This is a genomic window from Nonomuraea sp. GTA35 (genome assembly GCF_041950525.1).
Classification (GTDB): domain Bacteria; phylum Actinomycetota; class Actinomycetes; order Streptosporangiales; family Streptosporangiaceae; genus Nonomuraea.
In genome coordinates this window covers 1-21779 of sequence record NZ_JBGNUV010000003.1, presented here as the reverse complement: position 1 = coordinate 21779, position 21779 = coordinate 1, and the positions used below count along the sequence as shown (strand labels likewise).

General features: G+C 71.8%; 23 protein-coding genes and 2 pseudogenes. 13 read left to right on the top strand and 12 right to left on the bottom strand.

The genetic code is table 11. The annotated features are described in order from the left end of the window. Positions 1 to 34 precede the first annotated feature (34 nt). From ACBJ32_RS13360 to ACBJ32_RS13335, 6 genes and pseudogenes are all read right to left on the bottom strand, one after another. Positions 35 to 1021, bottom strand: a complete 987-nt coding sequence (locus ACBJ32_RS13360) for a substrate-binding domain-containing protein (RefSeq protein WP_375126974.1) — start codon at positions 1019 to 1021, stop codon at positions 35 to 37. 58 nt (positions 1022 to 1079) lie between these two features. Continuing rightward, positions 1080 to 2240 carry an FAD-binding oxidoreductase gene (locus ACBJ32_RS13355; RefSeq protein ID WP_357892075.1) on the bottom strand — a complete coding sequence of 387 codons (1161 nt, stop codon included), beginning with the start codon at positions 2238 to 2240 and terminating at the stop codon, positions 1080 to 1082. Positions 2241 to 2267: 27 nt separating this feature from the next. Beyond that, on the bottom strand, positions 2268 to 3023 hold the full coding sequence (locus ACBJ32_RS13350) for an amino acid ABC transporter ATP-binding protein (protein ID WP_375127746.1): 756 nt from the start codon (positions 3021 to 3023) through the stop codon (positions 2268 to 2270). Positions 3024 to 3176: 153 nt separating this feature from the next. Continuing rightward, positions 3177 to 3950, bottom strand: a pseudogene (locus ACBJ32_RS13345) (amino acid ABC transporter permease); the annotation flags it as partial. 100 nt (positions 3951 to 4050) lie between these two features. Beyond that, positions 4051 to 4995, bottom strand: coding sequence for an ABC transporter substrate-binding protein (locus ACBJ32_RS13340; RefSeq protein ID WP_375126973.1), 945 nt, complete (start codon positions 4993 to 4995; stop codon positions 4051 to 4053). Further along, the gene (locus tag ACBJ32_RS13335) at positions 4995 to 6383 is read right to left on the bottom strand and encodes an MmgE/PrpD family protein (protein ID WP_375126972.1); all 1389 of its coding nucleotides are present in this window, start codon (positions 6381 to 6383) and stop codon (positions 4995 to 4997) included. Before ACBJ32_RS13335 ends, ACBJ32_RS13340 begins: the two co-directional genes overlap by 1 nt. Positions 6384 to 6547: 164 nt before the next feature. Here ACBJ32_RS13335 and ACBJ32_RS13330 point away from each other — a divergent pair, with 164 nt between their 5' ends. Next, positions 6548 to 7621 (top strand): TetR family transcriptional regulator, encoded by a 1074-nt coding sequence (locus ACBJ32_RS13330; RefSeq protein ID WP_375126971.1) that lies wholly within the window; start codon positions 6548 to 6550, stop codon positions 7619 to 7621. A 137-nt stretch (positions 7622 to 7758) separates the two neighbouring features. Continuing rightward, positions 7759 to 9372, top strand: coding sequence for an amidohydrolase family protein (locus ACBJ32_RS13325; protein ID WP_375126970.1), 1614 nt, complete (start codon positions 7759 to 7761; stop codon positions 9370 to 9372). 61 nt (positions 9373 to 9433) lie between these two features. Here the strand turns inward: ACBJ32_RS13325 and ACBJ32_RS13320 are convergent, their stop codons facing one another. Continuing rightward, a complete protein-coding gene (locus tag ACBJ32_RS13320; protein WP_375126969.1) occupies positions 9434 to 10456 on the bottom strand; it encodes a serine hydrolase domain-containing protein in 1023 nt (340 codons plus the stop codon). 7 nt (positions 10457 to 10463) lie between these two features. Here ACBJ32_RS13320 and ACBJ32_RS13315 point away from each other — a divergent pair. Then, positions 10464 to 10841, top strand: a pseudogene (locus ACBJ32_RS13315) (nuclear transport factor 2 family protein); the annotation flags it as partial. Between the two features lie 319 nt (positions 10842 to 11160). Here ACBJ32_RS13315 and ACBJ32_RS13310 read toward each other — a convergent pair. From ACBJ32_RS13310 to ACBJ32_RS13300, 3 genes are all read right to left on the bottom strand, one after another. Then, positions 11161 to 12081, bottom strand: coding sequence for a CAP domain-containing protein (locus ACBJ32_RS13310; RefSeq protein WP_375126968.1), 921 nt, complete (start codon positions 12079 to 12081; stop codon positions 11161 to 11163). Positions 12082 to 12220: 139 nt separating this feature from the next. Then, a complete protein-coding gene (locus ACBJ32_RS13305; RefSeq protein ID WP_375126967.1) occupies positions 12221 to 12700 on the bottom strand; it encodes a MarR family winged helix-turn-helix transcriptional regulator in 480 nt (159 codons plus the stop codon). Positions 12701 to 12798: 98 nt separating this feature from the next. Beyond that, positions 12799 to 13641, bottom strand: coding sequence for an alpha/beta fold hydrolase (locus ACBJ32_RS13300; protein WP_375126966.1), 843 nt, complete (start codon positions 13639 to 13641; stop codon positions 12799 to 12801). A 205-nt stretch (positions 13642 to 13846) separates the two neighbouring features. Here ACBJ32_RS13300 and ACBJ32_RS13295 point away from each other — a divergent pair, with 205 nt between their 5' ends. The 7 genes from ACBJ32_RS13295 (at position 13847) to ACBJ32_RS13265 (ending at position 18819) form a co-directional block, all read left to right on the top strand. Continuing rightward, complete coding sequence (locus tag ACBJ32_RS13295) at positions 13847 to 15022, top strand: erythromycin esterase family protein (RefSeq protein ID WP_375126965.1); 1176 nt, start codon at positions 13847 to 13849, stop codon at positions 15020 to 15022. Positions 15023 to 15127: 105 nt separating this feature from the next. Next, positions 15128 to 15643 carry a MauE/DoxX family redox-associated membrane protein gene (locus ACBJ32_RS13290; protein ID WP_375126964.1) on the top strand — a complete coding sequence of 172 codons (516 nt, stop codon included), beginning with the start codon at positions 15128 to 15130 and terminating at the stop codon, positions 15641 to 15643. Next, on the top strand, positions 15643 to 16155 hold the full coding sequence (locus tag ACBJ32_RS13285; RefSeq protein ID WP_375126963.1) for a TlpA family protein disulfide reductase: 513 nt from the start codon (positions 15643 to 15645) through the stop codon (positions 16153 to 16155). Before ACBJ32_RS13290 ends, ACBJ32_RS13285 begins: the two co-directional genes overlap by 1 nt. A 5-nt stretch (positions 16156 to 16160) precedes the next feature. Next, positions 16161 to 16583, top strand: a complete 423-nt coding sequence (locus ACBJ32_RS13280) for a S26 family signal peptidase (protein ID WP_375127745.1) — start codon at positions 16161 to 16163, stop codon at positions 16581 to 16583. Further along, a complete protein-coding gene (locus tag ACBJ32_RS13275) occupies positions 16573 to 18468 on the top strand; it encodes an ABC transporter ATP-binding protein (protein ID WP_375126962.1) in 1896 nt (631 codons plus the stop codon). The genes ACBJ32_RS13280 and ACBJ32_RS13275 overlap by 11 nt, the downstream gene beginning before the upstream one ends. Continuing rightward, the gene (locus ACBJ32_RS13270; RefSeq protein WP_357892033.1) at positions 18441 to 18599 is read left to right on the top strand and encodes a hypothetical protein; all 159 of its coding nucleotides are present in this window, start codon (positions 18441 to 18443) and stop codon (positions 18597 to 18599) included. Before ACBJ32_RS13275 ends, ACBJ32_RS13270 begins: the two co-directional genes overlap by 28 nt. Before the next feature lie 34 nt (positions 18600 to 18633). Continuing rightward, the gene (locus ACBJ32_RS13265; RefSeq protein WP_375126961.1) at positions 18634 to 18819 is read left to right on the top strand and encodes a hypothetical protein; all 186 of its coding nucleotides are present in this window, start codon (positions 18634 to 18636) and stop codon (positions 18817 to 18819) included. Positions 18820 to 18883: 64 nt separating this feature from the next. Here the strand turns inward: ACBJ32_RS13265 and ACBJ32_RS13260 are convergent, their stop codons facing one another. Beyond that, the gene (locus ACBJ32_RS13260; RefSeq protein WP_375126960.1) at positions 18884 to 19630 is read right to left on the bottom strand and encodes a BTAD domain-containing putative transcriptional regulator; all 747 of its coding nucleotides are present in this window, start codon (positions 19628 to 19630) and stop codon (positions 18884 to 18886) included. 179 nt (positions 19631 to 19809) lie between these two features. Between ACBJ32_RS13260 and ACBJ32_RS13255 the strand changes: the two genes are divergently transcribed. The 3 genes from ACBJ32_RS13255 (at position 19810) to ACBJ32_RS13245 (ending at position 21241) form a co-directional block, all read left to right on the top strand. Next, complete coding sequence (locus tag ACBJ32_RS13255) at positions 19810 to 20226, top strand: GNAT family N-acetyltransferase (RefSeq protein WP_375126959.1); 417 nt, start codon at positions 19810 to 19812, stop codon at positions 20224 to 20226. A gap of 122 nt (positions 20227 to 20348) precedes the next feature. Further along, complete coding sequence (locus ACBJ32_RS13250) at positions 20349 to 20513, top strand: hypothetical protein (protein ID WP_357892021.1); 165 nt, start codon at positions 20349 to 20351, stop codon at positions 20511 to 20513. Between the two features lie 299 nt (positions 20514 to 20812). Then, complete coding sequence (locus ACBJ32_RS13245) at positions 20813 to 21241, top strand: YybH family protein (protein ID WP_375126958.1); 429 nt, start codon at positions 20813 to 20815, stop codon at positions 21239 to 21241. A 35-nt stretch (positions 21242 to 21276) separates the two neighbouring features. On the opposite strand, the gene ACBJ32_RS13240 is transcribed toward ACBJ32_RS13245, so the two are convergent. Further along, the gene (locus tag ACBJ32_RS13240; RefSeq protein WP_375126957.1) at positions 21277 to 21744 is read right to left on the bottom strand and encodes a hypothetical protein; all 468 of its coding nucleotides are present in this window, start codon (positions 21742 to 21744) and stop codon (positions 21277 to 21279) included. Between the last annotated feature and the right edge of the window lie 35 nt (positions 21745 to 21779).

The window sequence follows — 21779 nt, the reverse complement described above, 5'->3', positions numbered from 1 at the left end:
GGTGTGCCCCGGGCCGGTGTTCATCCCCGGACGGTCATGCGTGCCCCTCCGGTGCCGCTCGGCGGCTCCGGCCGCGCCCCGGCGCCCGGGTCCCGCTCGCGTCGGGGCCGGAGAGCTTCGTGACGTCGCCGGACCTGGAGGTGTCGTAGCCGCCCAGCGAGGAGATCCTGTCACGCAGGGCAGGCGTGCGTAGTGCGGCGATGAGATGGGCGGCCGAGTCGAGGGCGTGCCCGGCCAGCCCGATGTCGAAGTCCTCCCAGGCCAGGGGGATGAACTCGAGGTCCAGGTCGGTCGCGGCCGAGCGCACTGCGAGGCCGGCGTGGACGGTGCCGGTGGCCACGGCCAGGGCGACCTCGAGATGGGAGCCCACCTGCGGTCCTCGCAGGCCGTCCGGGTCGTGACCGGCGGCCAGGAGCAGCCGGTCCAGGAGGATCCGGGTTCCGGTGCCGGGGCGCCGGGTGGCGACGCGACGCGCCGCGAGGTCGGCGATGCCGGTGATGCGGTCGGGGTTGCCCGGCGGCACGATCAGGCCCTGCTCGCGCCGCCAGAGGTGGATCAGGTGCGGTTCCAGGCCGCGCAGCATGCCGAGCACGAAGGGCGCGTTGTAGGCGCCGGTGTGGTGCAGCAGGTGGATCGCGGCGCCGTCGGCGTGGCCCTGGCGCACCGCGCTGAGCCCGGCGATGCTGCCCTCGCGCGTGACGACGCTCAGCCTTCCGTCGAGCGCGCCGGTGAGGAGGTCGAGGGCGGGATCGTCGCTGCCGGCGAGGGTGAGGACCGAGTCCACGTGCAGGAACCGCCGGGCGGCGAGCGCGGCGCCGGGGGTCACGCGGGCCCGGCGGCGGTCGGCCAGCTCCAGCACTCCGGCGTCGGCCAGCCGGCGCTGTGCCCGGCTGACGGTGGAGGCGGTGGTGTGCCACTGCCGGGCGAGATCGCGGATGCCCGGCAGCTCGTCCCCGGGGTGGAGGGTCCCCGCGATGATGCGGTGAGCGAGGTCGGTGCAGATTTCCCGGTATCGGGTCACGTTCCGGTAATTTACCGGCTGGTCTGCCGAGCCGCCGCGCCGCGATCCCCCAGCCCGGTCAGTCGTCGGTGTAGCCGTACGGGGGCGTGATCGGCCTGCCCTCGGCGAAGCGGCCGGGGGAGAAGGCGGAGACGTCCACCGTCTGGGGCTCGCCCAGGGCCAGCTCGGACAGCGCGCGGCCGACCGCCGGGCAGATCTTGAAGCCCATCCCGGAGAAGCCCGCCGCGACGATCAGGCCCTCGATCCCGGCCACCGGGCCCAGCATCGGCCGGGCGTCGGGCGACATGTCGTAGATGCCGGTCACGCCGCGGGTGATGCCGGACTCGGCGAGGGCGGGGACGCGGCGCGCGGCTCGCCCGACCATCTCCACCACGTTCGCCTCACCGGGCACCTGGGGAAAGTCGTCGGGGTCGATCCCGGCACGCGGGCCGACGAAGTCGCCGAGCAGCAGGTTCCCGCCCGGCTCGGGGCGGAAGTACGTACGGGTGCCCGAGTCGATGCACGCCACCCGGGAAGCCGGCCCGTCCGGGCCGTCCCGCAGGACCGCCACCTCGTGGTACTCGGCCTCGATGGGCAGGTCCGCACCCACCGTCCCGAGCAGCGGACGGGTCCAGGCCCCGGTGGCGAGGATGACGAGATCGGCCGTGAGGTCGCCCTCGGCGGTGCGCACCCCGCGGACCCGGCCGCCGCCGTCGGCGAGGAGCGAGCGCACGGGGGTGTTGGGACGGTAGGCGACGCCCAGCTCCCGCGCCCGGGACAGGAAGTCGCCCGCCACGACGGCGCCGTCGCCGTAGCCCGCCCGGGGCTCGTACGCGGCGGCGACCACGTCGTCGAGCTGCCAGCGCGGCTCCAGCTCCAGCAGGTCGCCGGCCGTGATCACCTCTGCCTCGGCGCCGCACGCCTGCTGCATCTCGACGTTCTTGCGCAGCAGGTCGGCCTCGCCGGGCGAGACGATGCGGACGAACCCGCACTCGCGGAACACCGGTGGCCGGCCGACCCGTTCCGGCCACTCGCGGAAGAAGGCGAGGCTGTCCACCGCCAGGCGTACTTCCGGCTCGAACGTGTAGTGCATCCGGACGAGGGCCGACGAGCGGCTGCTCATGCCCTCGCCCGCGTGTCGCGCGTCGACGACGGTGACGGAACGCACCCCGCGTTCGGCAAGGTGGAACGCGGTGGACGCCCCCATGACGCCGGCACCGACGACGATGACCTCGGGCACTGCTCAAAACCTCCAGAGAGAGACGGATTATGCGAGGACCTTGGACAGGAACGCCTTCGTGCGCTCCTCCTTCGGGGCCACCAGGCATTCCCCCGGCGGGCCGGACTCGATGATGACGCCCCCGTCGAGCATGGCGACGGTGTCGGCGACCTCCTTGGCGAACCCGATCTCGTGCGTGGCCACGATCATGGTCATCCCCTGCCGGGCGAGGTCCTTCATGACGTCGAGCACCTCGCCGACCAGCTCGGGATCGAGCGCCGAGGTCGGCTCGTCGAACAGCATGACGTGCGGCTTCATCGCCAGGGCGCGCGCGATGGCCACCCGCTGCTGCTGCCCGCCCGAGAGCTGCGCCGGGTAGGCGTCGAGCTTGTCGCGCAGGCCGACCCGGGTCAGCAGCCGCTCGGCCTCCGCCTCGGCTCGCTCGCGCGACAGGCCGAGCACCCGCCTGGGGCCCAGCATCACGTTCTCCAGCGCGGTCATGTGCGGGAACAGGTTGAAACGCTGGAACACCATGCCGATGCGGGCCCGCTGCCGGCACAGCTCCGCCTCCGTCATCTCGTGCAGCCGGCCGCCGGCCTCGCGCAGCCCGACCCGCCGGCCCTCCACCTCCAGCAGCCCCGAGTCCACCCGCTCCAGCGCGTTGACGCAGCGCAACAGGGTGGACTTGCCGCTGCCCGAAGGGCCGAGCAGGACGAGCGTCTGCCGCGGGTGAACCGTGAGGTCGACGCCCCGCAGCACGTCGGCGGAGCCGAACCACTTCCACACCTGCTCCGCGCGGACCATCGGCTCGCCGTCCACGTGATCGGGCGCCGTCCCGTATCCCGCCGGGGCCGTGGCCCGGGCCTTGGCCCGCGCGGCGGCGCGGCGGCGCGCCCGGCGTTCGTGCGCGGCGGACGGCTTGACGCCGAACCCGCGGCCGAAGTACCGCTCCACGTAGTGCTGGCCGATGCTCACGATCGAGGTCAGCAGCAGGTACCACAGCGACGCCACGACCAGCAGCGGCATGATCTTGAAGTTCTGCTGGTAGATCTGCTGGACGCTGGTCATCAGATCCCGCCCGGAGATGACCGAGACCAGCGCGGTCATCTTGAGCATCGAGATGGCCTCGTTGCCGAGCGTCGGGATCAGCACCCGCATGGCCTGCGGCAGGATCACGAACCGCATCCTGCGGGCCGAGGACATGCCGAGCGACATGGCCGCCTCGCGCTGCCCGCCGTCGACCGAGATGATCGCCGCACGGACGAGCTCGGCGCAGTAGGCCGCCTCGTTCGTGGCCAGCGCCAGCACCGCCGCGGTGGCAGCGCCGATGAGCGAGCTCGTGGGCACCGAGCCGAAGACGACGCCGGTGAGCGGGATCCCGAGGAAGAGGTTCGGGTAGAGCGCGCCCAGGAATCCCCAGAAGATGATCTGGACCAGCAGGGGCGTGCCCCGGAAGAACCAGATGTAGCCCCAGGCGACGGCGGAGAGCACGCGATTGTCCGACAGGCGCATCACGGCGAGCAGCACGCCGCCGGCGATGCCGATGCCCATGGCCACGAGGGTCAGCTCGACGGTGACCGCGAGCCCGTGCAGGATCGAGGGCGCGAACAGGTACTGCCGGATCGAGGTGACGTCGAGGTTGGGGTTGTGCCACAACGACCAGCCGAGGGCGAACAGGAGGTACGCGACGAGCGCCGCCGCGGCCCAGCGGCCGTACCGGCGGACCGGCACCACGGCAACGGGAGGCGGCCGCTTCCCGGCGGGGGCGGGGACGGTGTCAGCGGGTGCCAAGGAGGTCACAACACTTTCTCTTTCTCGCGGGACGGGCGCCCTAGTCGGTCCCCTGGTTGATCTCCGCCTTGGCCAGCGCGATGTTCTCCACACCGTACTTGGAGAGGATCTTCAGGTAGGTCCCGTCGTCCATCAGCGCCTGCAGCGCCTTCTGCAGCGCCGTCAGGAGCGCGGTGTCCGACTTGGGGACACCGATGCCTTCGATGCCGCCGCCGAACTCCTCGGTGATCGAGGGGGCGTCGACCAGCTCGAACGCGTTCCCGTTCTCGAAGGTCTTGACGGCGTACGCGGCGGCGGAGGTGGCCTGCACGCGGGCCACCGCCTTGCCGCTCTTGATGGCCAGGAAGGCCTCGCTGTCACCGGGGAACGCCAGGACCGTGACGCCCGCCTTGCCCTGCGACTCGAACCGCTTGCTCAGCTTGCCGATCGCGGCCTGCTCCGAGGTGGAGCTCTGCACCGCGACGGTCTTGCCGGACAGGTCGGTGACGTCCTTCATGCCCTGCGGGTTGCCCTTGGCGACCAGCAGGGAGTAGCCGTCCTTGGCGTAGTCGACGAAGCTCAGCGACTCGCGCCGCTTGGGGGTGTCGAAGATGCCCGCCATGACGATGTCGGCCTTGCCTGCCAGAACGGCGGGGATCATGCTGTCGAAGGCCGTCTGGTCGAAGGAGGCCTTGACGCCGAGCTTGGCGGCCAGCGCCTGGGAGAGGTCGTAGTCGATGCCCGTCGGCTGGCGGCCGCCGGCCGTCGTGTACATCTCCCAGGGCGGATAGGGGATGTTGCTGGCCACCCGGATGACGCCGGCCGACTTGATCCGTTCGGGCAGCAGGTCGTGCAGGGCGGAGTCGGCCGCCGGTGTCGCGGCGGCCGGGGCGGTGCTCCCCCGGCCGCCCGCCTCGGGGGCGGGCGGGTCGGCGGCCAGGGCGCATCCGCCCAGCGTGACGACCATCGCCACCACGCTCAGGAACGTCTTGCGTCGTGCTCTCATCAGTGTGCTCCAACCGGTATCAGGGACGACGCCAGGTCCCGCATGAGGACGGAGCTGTCGTCGGCGGACTCCAGGTTCGCCAGGGCTGCCAGCAGCCGGGGGATCGACGCAGGCTCCAGCCGGCCGGCGGCCAGCCAGGAGAACTTGTCCCGCATCTCGTCAAGGGTCCAGCCGGGCTCGGGGTAGAGGACGTGGTCGACCCGGCCCGACGACAGCACGGTGCCGTCGGTCAGCGTGACGGTGACCACGGCGGAGTCGCTGCCCTCCGGGTCGTTGACCTCCGAGAGGTAGTAGCGGCGGGTGAGGTCGTCCGTCACCACCACGTCGATGCGCCGGCACAGCTCGGTGATCTCCGGCGAGCCCAGGCGCGCGTCCGCCACCTGCTCAGGCCCGACCCGGCCGTCCACCAGCATGGCCGCCACCGGCCAGGCCAGGTTGAACTGGGCTTCCTCGGTGGACCGCGGCAGCCGCGTGCCCAGCCGCGCGGCGTCGGGGTAGGTCTCGATGACGACGCGGGCGACGGACTCGGCCGGCAGCGGGTGCTCCGTCCGCAGCTTCTCGACCGCGAGCAGCGCGGGGTGGGTCCAGGCGCAGCTGGAGTACCGCTTCCAGGTGATGCCGCGGGGCAGGTAGTAGTCGCTGCCCAGGTCCGCCACGTACGGGTCGAAGCGCTCCTGGTCGAGGCTGGGCTCGATCCCGGTGAACCCGCGCCGGGCGAGGTCCGCCGCCAGCAGGCCGGTGAGCGCGCCGAAGCCGACGCCGTGCTTGACCATGCCGGGGGTGTCGATGGCGCGCATCATCGGCAGGTCGGGGGAGTCGTACTCGGCGATGCCCAGCGCGTGGCGTGTGACGTCCTCGTCGAGCCCGTGAACGTGGCACGCGATCGCGGCGCAGGCCACCGCGCCCCACGACCCGCAGGCCCGGTAGGTGCGCTCCGCCGAGTGGACCGCGCTCTGGTCGTGGTTGACGCAGCGGCCGGCGCGGAAGGCGATCTCGTACCCGACGACGATCGCGGTGATCAGCTCGCGCCCGCTGAGTCGCAGCTCCTCGGCCAGGGCGAGCGCGGTGGGGACGACCTGGGCGCCGGGGTGGCCCCAGGTGTAGATGCCGCAGTCGTCGATGTCCACGGCGTTGGCCGCGACCGCGTTGGCGAAGGCGGCGCCGCCCGTGGCCAGCGGGCTCCCGCTGACGATCGACGTGGCGGTTCCGGCGGGCCACCAGGCGTGCGCGAGGTCGTCGGCGACGCGCGCTGACGTGGACGCCCGGCCGGCGAGCATGGCCGCGAGCGTGTCGATCAGGCACATCACGGCCCGGTCGATCACCTCGCGGGGCAACTGTTCCCACGTGAGCTTGGTGATGAAGTCCGCCGCCGGGGAATCGCCGCGCATCCAGGCCGGGCCCGCGCTCCGGAGATCATCACGAAACGGCGCCGACATTTGTTACTCCAATGTTTCTGAAGGTATATCTTTGATGCGGGAAACAATTTCATTCGCCACAATGGCTTGTCAAGAAACGTCCTACCTTGTATTTGCGGAGAGCCGGAAGAGTGAAAATGCCTGTAGAAGCAAGTACCACCGCCCCGCCGGCTCCGGACGCCGCGAAGGAGGAGGCGGCGCTGGCTCTGCTCTGGAGCGCCGTCCACGCCCCCGGCGGCCAGGCGCCGTTCTGCCGCCGGTGCGGGGCGCACCGCTCGTTCCACCGGGTCTCGCGACGGCGCGCGTACGCGTGCGACAGTTGCGGCGCGCACGTCTACCCCGCCTCCACCACGCCGTTCGCCGGCTCTCCCGTGCCGCTCGCGGCCTGGCTCGACGCCGTCGTGATCATGCTGGACTCCCCGGGCAAGGCCCGCCCGAACCGGGTGGCGGGGGCGCTGGGCGTCGACTACCGGCGGGCCTGGCGGATGACCCGGCGCATCGACGAGGTGCTCCAGGCGGGCGGCGACGGCGCCGCTCTGCTGCACAGGCTGGCAGGCCTGTGGAAGGAGCAGGGCCACACCCGGCCCGACCGGGCCCCCGACCCGGGCAGCCCTGAGGACCGCATCAGGATCGCGGCGTGCCGGCTCATGGCCCAGCGCGGCATCGAGGCGACCCGCATCGCCGACATCGCCCGCGAGGCCGGGGTGTCGAACGCCAGCATCCACTATTACTTCAGGAGCAAGGACGAGGCGCTGCTGGCGGCCTTCCGCTGGGCGGGCGACCAGCTGCACGTGACCCTGCAGCGCCTGCTCGACGAGAACGTGAGCACCATCGGCCAGCTTCGCCACCTGCTGGAGCTCAGCATCCCCGGCGACCAGGGCACCTTCGAGGAGTACCTGCTGTGGCTGGAGGTGTGGGCGCGGGTCAGGCGCCATTCGGCCTTCCTCGACGAGTGCGTCCGGATGTCGCGCAGGTGGGCGGACGCGGTGCTGAAGGTGTTCGCCGCGGGCGTGCGGGACGGGACGTTCACGCCGGTCGCGCCGCTCACCGAGGTGTGCGAGCGCTACGTCGCCATCGCCGAGAGCCTGGCCGTGCGCAACACCCTCGGCTACAGCGACATGTCCGCGGAGACGGCACGGCGGCTGCTCGCCCGGTTCACGGCCGAGCAGCTCGGCGTGCCGGCCGGGTTGCTCGAGCCCGGCCCGCGCTGAATCGACGTACTTGGCCCGACCGTCATTTTCTCGCCGGGAAATACGACTTCGCGCGCGGCGCATTACTTTCCTTGACACCGCCGCGCCGCCGTGCCGACAATCCTGCAATTGCCCGGAGGAGACGGAACGGAACTCGCATGCCTGATTCACGCCGCGGCGCGGCGGACGTCGTCGTGCTCGACGCCTCGGTGCTCACCATGGACCCGGCGCTGCCGCACGCGGCGGCGCTGGCGATCACCGGCGGCAGGATCAGCCACGTCGGAGGCCGGAACGAGGTGGCCGAGCTGATCGGCCCTGACACCGACGTGATCGAGGCCGGCGGGCGCGTCGCGTGCCCCGGATTCGTCGACATTCACACGCACACCGATCTCGACCTTTTCCGGGACCCGGCACACCTGCTTTTCAAGAATTACCTCATGCAGGGGATAACCACGGTTCTCGCCGGCAACTGCGGAATGGCGGAGATGGCGCCCGGAGAGCTCCTCGCCCGGCTGGACGCGCGGCCTCCCGCGGTCAATTTCGGCACGCTCGCCGGGCACGGGTACGTACGCGACGCCTGCGGGATCCCGGCCGGCCTCGAAGAGCTCTCCGACGAGCAGATCCAGGCCATGCGGGGCGTGCTCGGCAAGGCGATGGCGGACGGCGCGTTCGGCATGTCGACCGGGCTCGAGTACATCCCCGGCCTGTCCTCCCGCACGGCGGAGCTGATCGCCTGCGCCACGGTCGTGGCCGAGCACGGCGGCTGCTACGCCAGCCACATGCGCAGCGAGGGCGACCACCTGCTGGCCGCCGTCGAGGAGGGCATCAGGATCGGCCGCGACTCGGGCGCCCGCGTCCAGCTCTCCCACCTCAAGACGGACGGCGCGTGCAACTGGTGGAAGACCGAGGCGGTGATCGCCGCCATCGAGGCGGCCCGCGCGGACGGCATCGACGTGGCGGGGGACCAGTACCCGTACCAGTTCTTCGGCTGGAACCCCTCCATCTTCATCCCCGGCGAGCACCTGGCGGCAGGCAGGCCGACCCTGGTCGGCACCTACCTGCGCGACCCCGGCCGCCGCCGGCTGATCAAGGACGGCATCGTCGACCGCATCACCCGCTACCACGGCGGGGACGGCGAGCTGGTCGTGGTCTTCGACTGGACCGACGGGGCCGGACAGCGGTGGCAGGGGGTGTCGCTGGCGGCGATCCTGACCGCGCGCGGCCGCACCCCGTCACCGGAGGCGCTCGCGGAGCTCATCCTGGAGATGCTGCCCGACGAGCGTGCCGACGCCGTCATGGGGAGCGACCTGAGCACGAGCGATGACGCCGTCCGCCGCTACCTCTCCCTGCCGTACCTGGCCGTCTGTACCGACGGGTTCAACCAGCCGTGGCTGGCTCCGTGCCATCCGCGCAGCTACGGCGCCTTTCCGAAGGTGCTGGGCGAGTACGTGCGCGACAAGCGGGCGCTGCCGCTGGAGACCGCGCTCATGAAGATGACCTCCCTGCCCGCCTCGCTGATGGGGCTGGCGGACCGGGGAGTCCTGCGGGCCGGCCTGCGGGCCGACGTCGTGGTGTTCGACGAGGCGACCGTGGGGGAGAGGGCGACGTTCGGCGCGCCCGCCGCGCCGGCCGGCATCGACTTCGTGCTCGTCAACGGGGTGGTCGTGGTCGACCGCCGGGCGGGCGGCGACGGGTTCCGCCTGGAGGACGGCTCGCCGGGCGGCGGCCCCGGGATGGTGCTGCGCCGTCCGGTGCCGGACGGGCGCGGCTGACGCGGCTCGAACCTGCTTGCGCTGGTGATCGCCCGGAACGGCGGCCTCGACCGCTGCACCGCTACCCGCCGTGGCCGGCGAGATCCGACAGCAGCCGCATCCCCGGCCCGTCGACCGAGCGCGCGTCGGCGCTGAGGGCGACGACGGCGGCCCGCCGCTCGGGGATCACGGCCAGCAGGGAGCGGTAGCCGCCGGTGCCGCCGTTGTGGAACAGCACCCGCGGACCCCCCTTGTCCTGCGCTCTGTCCATCGACAGCCACCCCGGATGAGCGGTCGAGATCTTGCTGAGGGGATGCCCGGTCGCCCTGGTCAGCGCGACGGCCTCGGCGATCTCCGCCGGGCCGTCCCCGAACGAGGCCCTGGCCAGCCGCAGCAGGTCGGGCACGGTGGAGTGCAGCCCGCCCGCCCCCGCCAGGGCCGCCAGCCGCCAGCCCGGACGGGGCCGGCCGAAGCGGGAGTGCCCGGGGGTGAGCCGCCCGGCGCGCTCGCCGTCGAGCGTCACCCGCGTGTCCGCCAGGCCGAGCGGGCGGCAGATCTCGCGCTGGACCAGCTCGTCGTAGTCCAGCCCCGCGTGCCGTGCCAGCGCCAGGCCGAGGAGCCCCGCGCCGAGGTTGGAGTAGCGGAACCGGCTTCCCGGAACGGACCTCAGCCGCGTCCGTTCCAGCCCGTCCAGCAGCATCTCCTCGGTGCAGCCGGCGTAGGGGTCGGAGGAGAACATGCCCCGCGGCATCAGCCCCTTCGGCAGCCTCGGCAAGCCGGAGGTGTGGCAGGCCAGGTGCCCGAGCTCGATCTGCCTGCCGTCCCGCAGCGGCACGGCGGCGCCGTCCGGCAGCAGCTCGCTTACGGGCTGGTCGAGGGCGACCTCGCCGCGCCCGGCCAGCCTGGCCAGCGTCAGCGCGGTGAACGTCTTGCTGATCGAGCCGATCTCGAACAGGGTGCGCGGGCCGGCCCCGTGCACGGCGGTCTCCTCGCCGCGGATCGCGCCGACCGCGACGGCGCCCCGCCGCCGGGCGGCCAGCTGCTCGACCGTGCGGCGGACGAGGTCGTCCAGGGGCGCGCCGGTGGCGCCGGGATGATCGGTCACGGCGTCAATGTTGGTTGACATCGGCTCGGCCTGTCAATCTCGGTCCCGCACGCTTTTTTGGACTTGCGGGTCCATTTTTCGCTACGTCCGCTACGCGGATCATCAGCGCTGGCAGGACCTGGCGAACCTGTTCACGCCGGACGGCACGTTCACCCCCCACAAGCCGGACGGATCGGTCTGGATGCGGATGGAGGGCAGGGAAGGGATCGCCGCCACGGTGGGAGCCGGCGGCGGCCCCGGGGTGATCCTGGTCCACCACCTGTTCTCCGACGAGATCGACGTCGACTCCGCGTCCGCCGCCCACGGCGTGTGGGCGATGGAGGACATCATCACCCGGCCCGAGGACGCCGACGTGTCCGAGGACATCCCCTTCCGGGGCATGCACGGCTTCGGCCACTACCACGCGCGGTTCGTCAGGACGAACGGCTCCTGGTGCATCGGCCGGTTTCAGCTTCCTGCTCGGCGACGCCTACCCGCCCGGCGTCAACACCGTCGAGGAGCGCATCGCCGCCTTCGAGAACGGCCCCACCCGCGACGCCTTCAACGTGATCAACGTCAACGCCCACATGAAGGGCGGTCACTTCGTCCACTACGAGAACCCCGAGGCCTTCGTCGGCGACATCCAGGTGACCTTCAGGAAACTGCGCTGAAGGGACGGGCCCTCCGGGCCGGTGCGGACCGCTCGGACGGGCCCGGGCGGGAGGTCAGCGGGCGGCGAAGTCCTGCGTCCAGTAGATCTGCCCCCTGGCGTCCTTGACCGCGCCCACCCCGATGTGGGTGTAGGAGCAGTTCATGATGTTCTGCCGGTGGCCGTCGCTGTTCATCCAGGCGCGGACCACCTCGGCCGCGGACCGCTGACCCTTCGCGATGTTCTCCGCCCACGCCGAGCCGGAGAAGCCGGTCGCGCGGATGCGGTCGGTCATGTCGCGGCCGTCCTGGGAGTCGTGGTCGAAGTAGTTCTTCCTCGCCATGTCGGCCGAGTGCCCGGACGCCGCCCTGCGCAGCCTGGCGTCGTGGCTGAGCGGGTCGCAGCCGCCCTTGGCCCGTTCGGCGTTGGTCAGCCGGACGACCTGGTTCTCCAGTGCCGTGCCGACGGACGTCACCGGCTCCTTCGCCTTCCGCGTCGAGGGAGCGGAAGTGGGCGTGCGGGTCGGGGTGGGAGTGGGGGTGGCGCAGGTCAGCCGGACGGCCTTGGAGGTGGCGGTGCCGTTCCGGTAGTCGGTGGCGACCGCGTAGTAGGTGCCCGGCACGCAGGCCATCTTCAGGGTGATGCGGTCCTTCCTGGCCGAGCCGCTCTTGACCACCGGGTCTTCACCGCGTACGGCGCGCTTGATCCGGATGCGGAGCAGTGCCGGCTGCATGCAGCCGCGGCGGGCGGCCGAGGTCTGGATGGTCAGCGCGGTGATGGCCGGGCTGACCACGCTGACGCGGCACTCGTCCGATTCGGGGGATGGTTCGGGGGACGACTCGGGCGTCGGCTCGCGGGTCGGCGCCGGCGTCGTTCCGCCTGACGGCGCGGTCACCTCGGGCGACGCCGCGGAGGGGCCGCCCAGCGCGCCGCCGGTGGACGGGGCGCAGGCGGCGAGGCCGATCACGGCGGCGAGTAGCCCGAGGGGTTTACGCATGGGGGAGTCCTCCAGAACAGAACACGCTGGACCTCCCGCATCTTGCCACGAAGATGGACATTTCGCCCATATGGTGACAAGCGGGGGCGTGGCTGGGCCGGTGCCGGGGACGGGCCGGACGTGGCGTACCGGAGGCCGGTCAGTGCGGCGACGTCTCGGCGTAGGCGGTGGCGGAGACGGTGAGGTGACGGAGCAGTTGTTGCAGGTCGGCCACGCCTTTGTCGTCGAGACCCGTCGCCTGGGTGATCGCGGCGGGGATGTGCCGGGTCCGCTCCCGCAGGGCGCGGCCCTCGTCGGTGAGCGTGATCTCCACCGTGCGCTCGTCGTCGGGGCGGCGTCGCCGGCTGATCAGGCCGCGTGCCTCCAGGCGCTTCAGCAGCGGGGACACGGTGTTGTAGTCGAGCCGGAGCGCCTCGCCCAGCTCGCGGACCGTGCCGCGCCCGTGCTGCCACAGCAGCACCAGCACGAGGTACTGCGGGTAGGTCAGCCCGAGAGGGTCCAGCAGGGTGCGGTAGACGGCGGTGATGCTGCGCGAGGCTGCGTAGAGGTCGAAGCAGAGAAGGGGGGACAACGGGTCGGCGTTGCCCGAGCTCGCGGCGGGAGTCGCGGTTGCTGCCATGATGTCAGCCTATCGTCCGTGCTCTGTCTGCGATTTGGTCGCGCGCGAGGTGTTGGGGCGGCGGCGGCCCCCGACGATCACCGCCGCCCCCCGGTCGCTCAGCCCTTCAGGAAGGCCAGCAGCGCCTGGTTGACCTCGGCGGCATGGGTCCACAGCAGGCCGTGCGGGGCGCCGTCGATCTCGACGTAGGTGGCGCCGGGCAGCCGGTGGTGGAAGGGGCGCGCGGTGGCGTCGATGGGCAGGATGCGGTCGGCCGTGCCGTGCACGATGAGCGCGGGCAGGTTCGAGTCCGCGATGGCGGTCACGTCGGCGCGGAAGTCGGTGGTCCAGGTCGGCACCGCGGCCGTCGAGGCGTACGCGGAGGCGCCCGCCGCCACGTTCCAGCTGGAGCGCAGCGCCGCCTCGCTGATGCGGGTGCCCAGGTTCTCGTCGGTGTTGTAGAAGTCCGCGTAGAAGGCGTCGAAGTAGGCGTACCGGTCGGCGGTCGCCGCGGCCAGGATGCCGTCGAAGACGGACTGGTCCACGCCGGTGGGGTTGTCGTCGGTCTTGAGCAGGAACGGCTGCAGCGCCCCGAGGAAGGCCGCCTTGGCCACGCGGGCCGTGCCGTAGGTGCCGATGTAGCGGGCGACCTCGCCGCTGCCCATCGAGAACCCGGCGAGCACGACGTCACGCAGGTCGAGGGTGCGCAGCAGGATGTCCAGGTCGGCGGCGAAGGTGTCGTAGTCGTAGCCCTTGGTCGGCCGGCTGGACTGGCCGAAGCCGCGGCGGTCGTAGGTGATGACCCGGTATCCGGCCTCCAGCAGGGCCGCGGTCTGCTTCTCCCAGGAGTGGCCGCTGAGCGGGTAGCCGTGGATCAGGACGACCGGCCGGCCGCTGCCGTGGTCCTCGTAGTAGAGCTCGATCGGGGTGGTGTTCTCGGTTCCGACCGTGATGTAGGCCATGGGGTTCCTCCGGGGAGTGGTGCGGATCGACATGCACAACGTACACGATTACCTCGCGCACGATGTAGTCGTATGCGATGTGACCCTGCGCACATGGGAGGGGGCCGACCGGGATGCGGTGGCTCGCCGATTGAAGGTTCGTGACGAGCAAACGAGGGAAATGGCGGAAAAGTCTCCACCGAAGGTTCAACGATAGCGTTGAAGGATGGACATCAAGGACACGGCCCGGCCGCTCGACGGCGCGGGCGTCTCGGCGTTCCTGCGCTCGCTTCCCGCCCGCCCCCTGCTGCTCGGCCTGGGCGAGGCCAGGCACTTCGTGGACGAGCTGGGAGAGTCGCGCAACGAGATCTTCCGGCATCTGGTCGAGCACGAGGGCTTCCGGTCGTTCGCCGTCGAGAGCGACTGCCTCATGGGCCTCGTGGTGGACGACTACCTCACGACGGGCGCGGGCACGCTCGACGACGTCATGGAACGCGGCTTCAGCCACGGCTTCGGCGCCTTCGCGCCCAACCGCGAGCTCGTACGCTGGATGCGGGCCTACAACGAGGAGCACGACGAGAAGCTCCGGTTCTTCGGCTTCGACGGCCCGCTGGAGTACTGGGCGGCGAGCCCGCGCCAGGCGCTCATGGGCCTCCACGACCTCCTCGACGGCCCGCTCCCCGGCGCCGTCGTCACCAGGGACGCCCTCGACACGCTGCTCGGCCCGGACGAGCGGTGGGCGAACGAGGCCGCGGCCATGGACCCGGCCCAGTCGATCGGCCGGTCCGCCGAGGCCCAGCGGCTGCGACTGATCGCCGACGACCTGGCGGCGCTGCTCGACACGCAGGCGCCGCAACTGGGCGCGCGGGACGGGGAGCGGGCGGCACTGTACGCGCGCACCGCCACCGGCCTGCTCCGCTACCACTACTGGATGGCCGACGCGTCCCCGGCGCGGTGGACCCGGCTGTCGGCCCTGCGGGACGCGATGATGGCCGCCAACCTGCGTGCCGTCGCCGAGCACGGCCCCGCCCTGGTCTTCGCCAGCAACCTGCACCTGCAGCGGAACAAGACCTCCATGCAATTCGGCGACCAGCGGCTGGAGTGGTGGAGCGCCGGCGCGATCGCCGGGGCGCACCTGGGCGACCGGTACGCCTTCCTGGCCTCCGCCTTCGGCACGGTCGGCGACGACACCCCGCCCCCGGACACCGTCGAGGGCGTCCTGTCCACGCTCCCGTGGGACCGCTCCCTCATCGACGCCCGCCGCCTGGCCGAGGCCGTCACGGAGCCCGCCCCGCGGGTCTCGCGCGACTTCGCCTACTTCCCGCTGGACCCGGCCCAGCTCGGCCTGATCGACGGCATCGTCTTCCTCGACCGGGCCGTCAGGCTGAAGAAGCTGGGCTGACGCACGCGGCGGGGTCCCTCGCCGGCGGGCCGGGCCATCGGCGCGCGAGGGGCGGGCTAGTGGCGCGCGACGGGCGGGCTAGCGGAGTCATGAAATATCCGGACTGTGGATCTCCTGCTCGTCGCATCCCAGGTCCTGATCGGGGCCGTGTTCGCCGTTGCCGCGTTCACCAAGCTGCGCAGCCGCGCGGACCTGCGCTCGTTCGCGTCCAGCCTGGTGATGGTGCCGGAACGGCTGCGCCGGCCCGTGGCCGGCGCGGTCGCGATCGGCGAGGCGGCGACGGCGGCGCTCATGGTGATCCCGGAGATCGGGCTGCTCCTCGGCGGGATCATGCTCGGCGCGTTCAGCCTGGTGATCGCCGTCACCGTCCGGCGGGGCGTGCGGATGTCGTGCCGCTGTTTCGGCCCGTCCGCGGTCCCGCTCGGCCGGCTGCACCTGGTGCGCAACGCCCTGCTGTTGCTGGTGGTGGCGCTGGGCGGGACGGCGCTGGCCTTCCCGGGCGGCCCGCCCGACGCGGCGGCGCTGGCGGTGGCGATACCGGCCGGGCTGGCGGGGGCGGTCGTCTTCATCGCCTTCGACGACATCGCCGGCTTGTTCATGGACAGAACGGGGAGGGTGTGATGGCGTACCTGGTCGCCGCGGTCGTGCTGGCCGGGCTGCTGTGCATGGTGAACCTGCTGCTGACCGTCGGTCTGATCCGCCGGCTGCGCAGGCAGAGCCCGCCGCCGTCGATGATGGCGGAAGGGCTCGCGCCCGGCGCGAGGGTCCCGCGGTTCGCCGCCATGACCACGAGCGGCGAGCCGGTCTCCGACGAGCTCCTGGGCGCGCCCGCGCTGGTCGGCTTCTTCTCCCCGGGCTGCCAGCCCTGCAAGGAGCTGCTCCCGCTCTTCGCGGAGCGGGCACGCGGCACGTCGGACAGCGTGCTCGCCGTGGTCGCCGCCACCCCCGGCGAGGACGCCGGCGCCTACATCGATCGGCTCGCGCAGGTGGCCCGGGTCGTCACGGAGGTGCCCCAGGGCCCGGTTCAGACGGCGTTCAAGGTCAGCGCGTTCCCGACGGTCATCACGATCGACGCCGGGGGGACGGTCGCCGGCAGCGGCCACACCATGCCTGTGGAGGTCGAGGCGCAGTGAGCCGGATGTTCCTCGCGGCGGCGTGCGGGCTCGCCGCTCTGGCCCTGCTGGTCGTACGGCTGCGCGCGGCCTACGTGGTGATCCGCGTCCGCGGCAACAGCATGGCTCCGGCGCTGGCCCACGGGGACCGGCTCCTGTCCCGGCGCACGCACCTGGCGGCGCTGCGCAACGGGCAGATCGCCGTCGTCCTGAGCCCCCGCCCGAACGGCAGCAAGTTCCTGATCAAACGCGTCGCCGCCCTGCCGGGCGATCCGGTCCCGGAGGAGGTGCGGGAGGCCGTCGCCGACGACGTCGTCCCGGCCGGCAGGTTCGTGCTGATCGGCGACAACGCCGAGGCCAGCTTCGACTCCCGCGAGCACGGCTTCTTCCACGCCGACGACCTCCACGCCGTCACCATCAGGAAGCTGGGGCCGCAGCATGACCGTTGACGGGGCGCGCCTGTCCGCCTCCGCGCGCGAGGCGGCGGCGATCGGCTGGAGCAGCGCCGCCGTACCCATGATCGGGTACGCGCTCACCCTGCTGGGCACGGCCACGGCGCCCATCGCGGCGGCCTGGCTGACCAAGCTGGTCATCGACGGCCTCACCGGGACGGCGTCCCTGGCGGAGCTGCTGGGCCTCGCGGCGGGGCTGGCCGGCACCGGTGTCGCCGCTGCGATCCTGCCGCACTGCTCGCGCTACCTCGGCAGCCAGATCGGCCGCGCCATGGTGGCCGTCACGACGGACCGGCTCTTCGCGGCCACGGCCCGATTCCCCGGGCTCCGGCCCTTCGAGGATCCACCCTTCCTGGACCGGCTGCGCCTGGCCCAGGAGGGGACGTCCAGGGCCGACGGCATCGTCACCGAGGCGTTCGGCCTGGTCCGCTCCGCCGTCAGCGTGATCGGCTTCGTCGGGTCCGTGCTGGTGATCAGCCCGGCCATGGCGCTGATCGTGCTGTGCGCCGCCGTACCGGCGCTCGTCGCGCAGCTGAAGCTGTCCCGCCAGCGCACGACCATGATGTGGGAGATCGGCCCCGCGGAGCGGCGGCAGTTCTTCTACGGCACGCTGCTCAGCACGATCGAGGCGGCCAAGGAGATCAGGCTCTTCAACCTGGGCGGATTCCTGCGCCGCCGCCTCATGGCCGAGCTGTCGACGGCTCATGCGAGCAAGCGGCGGATGGACCGCAGGGAGCTGTCGGCGGAGGGGGCGCTCGCCCTGCTGTCCGCCGTGGTGGCCGGGGGCGGGCTCGTCTGGGCCATCGCCGCGGCCCGGACCGGCACGCTCACCGTCGGGGACGTGTCGATGTTCACCGTCGCCGTCGTCGCGGTCCAGGGCGCGCTCGACACCCTGGTCAACGGCATCGCGATGACCCAGCACAACCTGCGGCTCCTCGGCCACTACGTGGCGGTGGTCAGGGCCGAGCCCGACCTCGCCCTGCCTGCCGACCCCGCGCCGCTACCGCCGCTGCGCCGGGGGATCGAACTGCGCGACGTGTGGTTCCGCTACAGCGACGACCACCCCTGGATCCTGCGCGGCGTCGACCTGTTCATCCCGTACGGCGCCGCCGTGGCGCTGGTCGGGCTCAACGGCGCGGGCAAGAGCACGCTCGTCAAGCTGCTCTGCCGGTTCTACGACCCGAGCCGGGGAGCGATCCTCTGGGACGGAGCCGACCTGCGCGACGTCCGGCCGGAGGCGCTGCGCGAGCGGATCAGCGGCGTCTTCCAGGACCACATGGCCTACGACTTCTCCGCCCGCGACAACATCGGCGTGGGAGACGTCGGCGCCCGCGACGACCTGAGCCGGATCCGCGCCGCCGCGCGGCGGGCAGGCGTGGACGAGTTGCTGACATCCCTGCCACGCGGCTACGACACGCTGCTCACCCGCATGTTCGCCGGCGAGCAGGACCGCGAGGACCCCTCGACCGGCGTCGTGCTCTCCGGCGGCCAGTGGCAGCGGACCGCCCTGGCCAGAGCCTTCCTGCGCGACGGGCGGGACCTGATGATCCTCGACGAGCCGAGCTCCGGCCTCGACCCCGAAGCCGAGGCCGACGTGCACGCCCGGATGCGCGACCACCGGGCGGGCCAGACCAGCCTGCTCATCTCCCACCGGCTGAACACGGTGCGGGACGCCGACCTGATCGTCGTCCTGAAGGACGGGGTCGTCGCCGAGCGGGGAGGCCACGACGACCTCATGGCGGTGGACGGCGCCTACGCCCGCCTCTTCCGCCTCCAAGCCCGCGGCTATCACGGGACGCCCTCCCGTGAGAGCGCGCCAGGTGAACCCGAGGAGAGAAAGGAGGTGAAGACAGAATGCTGGACAAGCTCATCGACCGGTTGATCCCCACGGTCAAGGCTGACGCGGCGTGCACCCCGAGGTGCACGGTCGTCGGCCAGCCGTCCCCGGGGTGCTACAGGATGCGGTGCGTCAACGGCGACTGCTCCGTTCACACGGTCGTGGTGTGCGACTGATCCGACGGAGATCCGACGGAGAGAGGTGGGACAGGTGAAGACCATCACCGCACTGGCGGACCGGATCGTCGCCTTCGTCGTACCGGCCGGCGACGCGCAGGCCGCGTGCACCGCACGTTGCATCCTCGATCACACGACCTGTACCGGCAGCATCTGTTGCGCGTACTTCAAGTGCTGGAGGAGCGACTGCACCGTCTACTGGCGGAAGCAGTGCGCCTAGGTAGGTAGAGGGAGCTCCCCCTGGCCAGGCGCCGGCCAGGGGGATACCCCGCCGATGAGCGGCGTCAGAACGACGCGCCGCGGAGGATGTCCTGATGCCTGCGGCGCAGGTGGTCGGCGGGTTCGACGCCGAGTTCGGTGCTCAGGATGTCCCGCATGCGCCGGTAGGCGGCCAGCGCCTCTGCGCGGCGGCCGCGGGCGGCCAGGGCACGCAGCAACATCTCCCACAGGGACTCGCGCAGAGGGTGCGCCTCGACGAGGCGCTCCAGCTCCGGGATGACGCCGTCATGCAGGCCGAGCTGCAGCCCGGCCGCCGCCCAGAGCTCGGACGCGGTGAGGTGCACCAGGTCCAGGCGGCGGCGCTCGCGGCGGACGGTTTCGACGTCGATCTCCGGCGCCAGCGGGCCGCGCCACATGTCCAGTGCCTCCCGCAGCAGCCGGGCCGCCTCCGCCGGGCTGCCCGCGGTCAGCGCCTGCGATCCCCGGGTGAAGCGCTGCTCGAACGTCCTGATGTCCACCGCTCGATCCGGCACGACCAGGGTGTAACCGTTCCCCAGGGTGATCAGGTCGACCCCGTGCGCGGCGAGCGGTGCCAGGGTGCGCCGCAGGCGGTAAACGTACGTCTGCAGGCTCGCTCTCGCCGTGGCGGGCAGCTCGTCCGGCCAGAGCTCCGTCATCAGCCGATCCACGCTGACCACTGCGCCCGGGCGCAGCATGAGCACGGCGAGGATCGCCTGCTGCTTCGCGGCCCGGACGTTGATCGCGCGGCCCCCGCCGTCGACCACCGTCATGTGCCCCAACAGTTGGAACATCGTTCACCTCCGATCGGCATTCTGATCGGGGCGAGTATGCCGCGGGTATGGCGGGCGGGTTCAGCGCACGGCGGCATGGGATGCTCTGCGCCATGCAGATTAGAACGGGCGTTTTCGACGACCTTGTCCCTATTGTTGCCCTGCACGTGGACAGCTGGCGCTCGGCGTATGCGGGGATCATGCCCGGCAGCTTTCTGAACGGCCCCCTGGCCGAGGACCGGCTGACGCTGTGGCGCGAACGGCTGGCCTCGCCTGTGCCGGGATCGGAGCTGCTCGTCGCCCACGACGGCGATGGCGGGCTGCTCGGCTTCGCCTACCTGCTTCCGGCTCCCGGCGGGCGGATCCTGCTCGACAACCTCCACGTGCGGCCGGGGAGCACCGGATCGGGCGTCGGAACGCGACTGCTGCGACGAGGGCTGGCGTGGGCGGCGGACGAGCACCCCGGCAGGGAGGTCTACCTGGAGGTGCTCAGCGCGAACGCGCGCGCCGTCGCCTTCTACGAACGACACGGCGCGCGCCGCACGGACGAGCGCGTGTGCCGTTTCCCGCAGGGTTTCGAGCTGCCCGAGTTCGAGTACGCCTGGCCGATGAACTGATCGGCGCCGACTTGATCGCGCGGTGCAGGGCCGGCTGCGCCCGCCCGCCTCCGGTCCCGCGAGGCCGAAGGCGGGGGCGCACATGACCGGGCCTTGAAGATCGCGCCGCTACGGTGGCAGCCATGTCTGAGACATCCCGACGCCGCAGCGTCCAATGGCAGGACGACACCGAGCACCTCAAGAACAGGCGCGACGCGGTACACCGGATCGCCAGCGAGGCACCCCGGCCGTCCGAGCCGGAGACGCCGCAGCAGGGCCACGCGAGCGACCCGAACGAAGGGTCCTGACCGGCCGGCCGTATCGCCGCAAACCCCCTTCCCCTCCGTGTCCGGCCGTCGCCCCCGACATGGGCCGCATCGTCGCGAGGACCGGCCGATCCTGGCCCGAGGTCGCGCGGGAGCGGCACCTTCGCACTCCCGTTCCGGAAGTCTCACCCGTCCGGAGACCGGCTCCGGCCCCACCTGCCCGCGCGAGGCGGGCGGTGCGGGCGCCTCACATTTCCGCGGGCTGCGCCGTCGAAGGAGCGAGACCACAAGCGGCGCGGCCGGGTGAGCCGGTCGCGCCCGGATCCTTAACGGAGGATGCGATGACTTCCAGCGATTCCGAGGTCAGGGCGCTCCTGGACAGCCGGGTTCAGGCGGCCCAGGACAAGGACATCGACCGGCTCATGTCGCTCTACTCTCCCGACATCGTCTACTACGATGTCGTCCCCCCTCTGCAGTTCGTGGGGACCGAGGAGGTCCGCCGCAACTTCGTGCGGTGGTTCGACGAGTACGACGGCCCCATCAGCCTTGAGACCCACGACCTCACCATCGCGACGGACGCGGACGTGGCGTTCGTGAACATGCTCCACCTGGACAGCGGCACCCGCAAGAACGGGCTCCCGATCTCGATCTGGGTGCGATCGACCGTCTGCTGCCGGCGCTCGGGCGGCACGTGGACGATCACGCACGAGCACATCTCGGTGCCGATCAACCCGGAGAACATGCAGGCCTGGTTCCCGCCGGAGACGTGAGCCGGGCTTCCGGCTAGGAGCCTGCTGACAAAGGCTTAAGTGCTGGCGGGCGTGGGCCCGTAGAGAGCCGGTCCGAGCTTGTTGATGTAGCCCTGGTGGGACCATTGGGATAACTGAACGCGGAAGCTGTTGACGTTCTCGATCTTGAGGATGGCGGCCAGCTCGCTGCCTCGCCAGACTCGCCACGGCTGAGCGGCCAGGAGTTGCAGGACCTTGCCGCGCCGGTCGGGGCTGGACAAGACCGGTAGCGGCGGTGGGTCGCTCCAGCGGCTTGGGGATGGCAGGCCTGCCAGTTCGCGGGTCAGGCGGCGGGTCATCTGGTGCACGGTGGCCCACCAGATCATGGCGTCGTGATGGGCAGGCTTGCGTTCGTAGATCCGCGCCAGGCGGCGGTAGCGGACCAGCCAGGCGGATGGGTCGGCCGCGCGGCGAGGTGTCAGCGGTGAGCTGGTCCTTTTCCGCGCGGCCTCCCGCCGAACCGGACGTGATGGTTTCCCGATCATCCGGCTCTCCAGTGATTACTGCGTGAGCGGTGGGG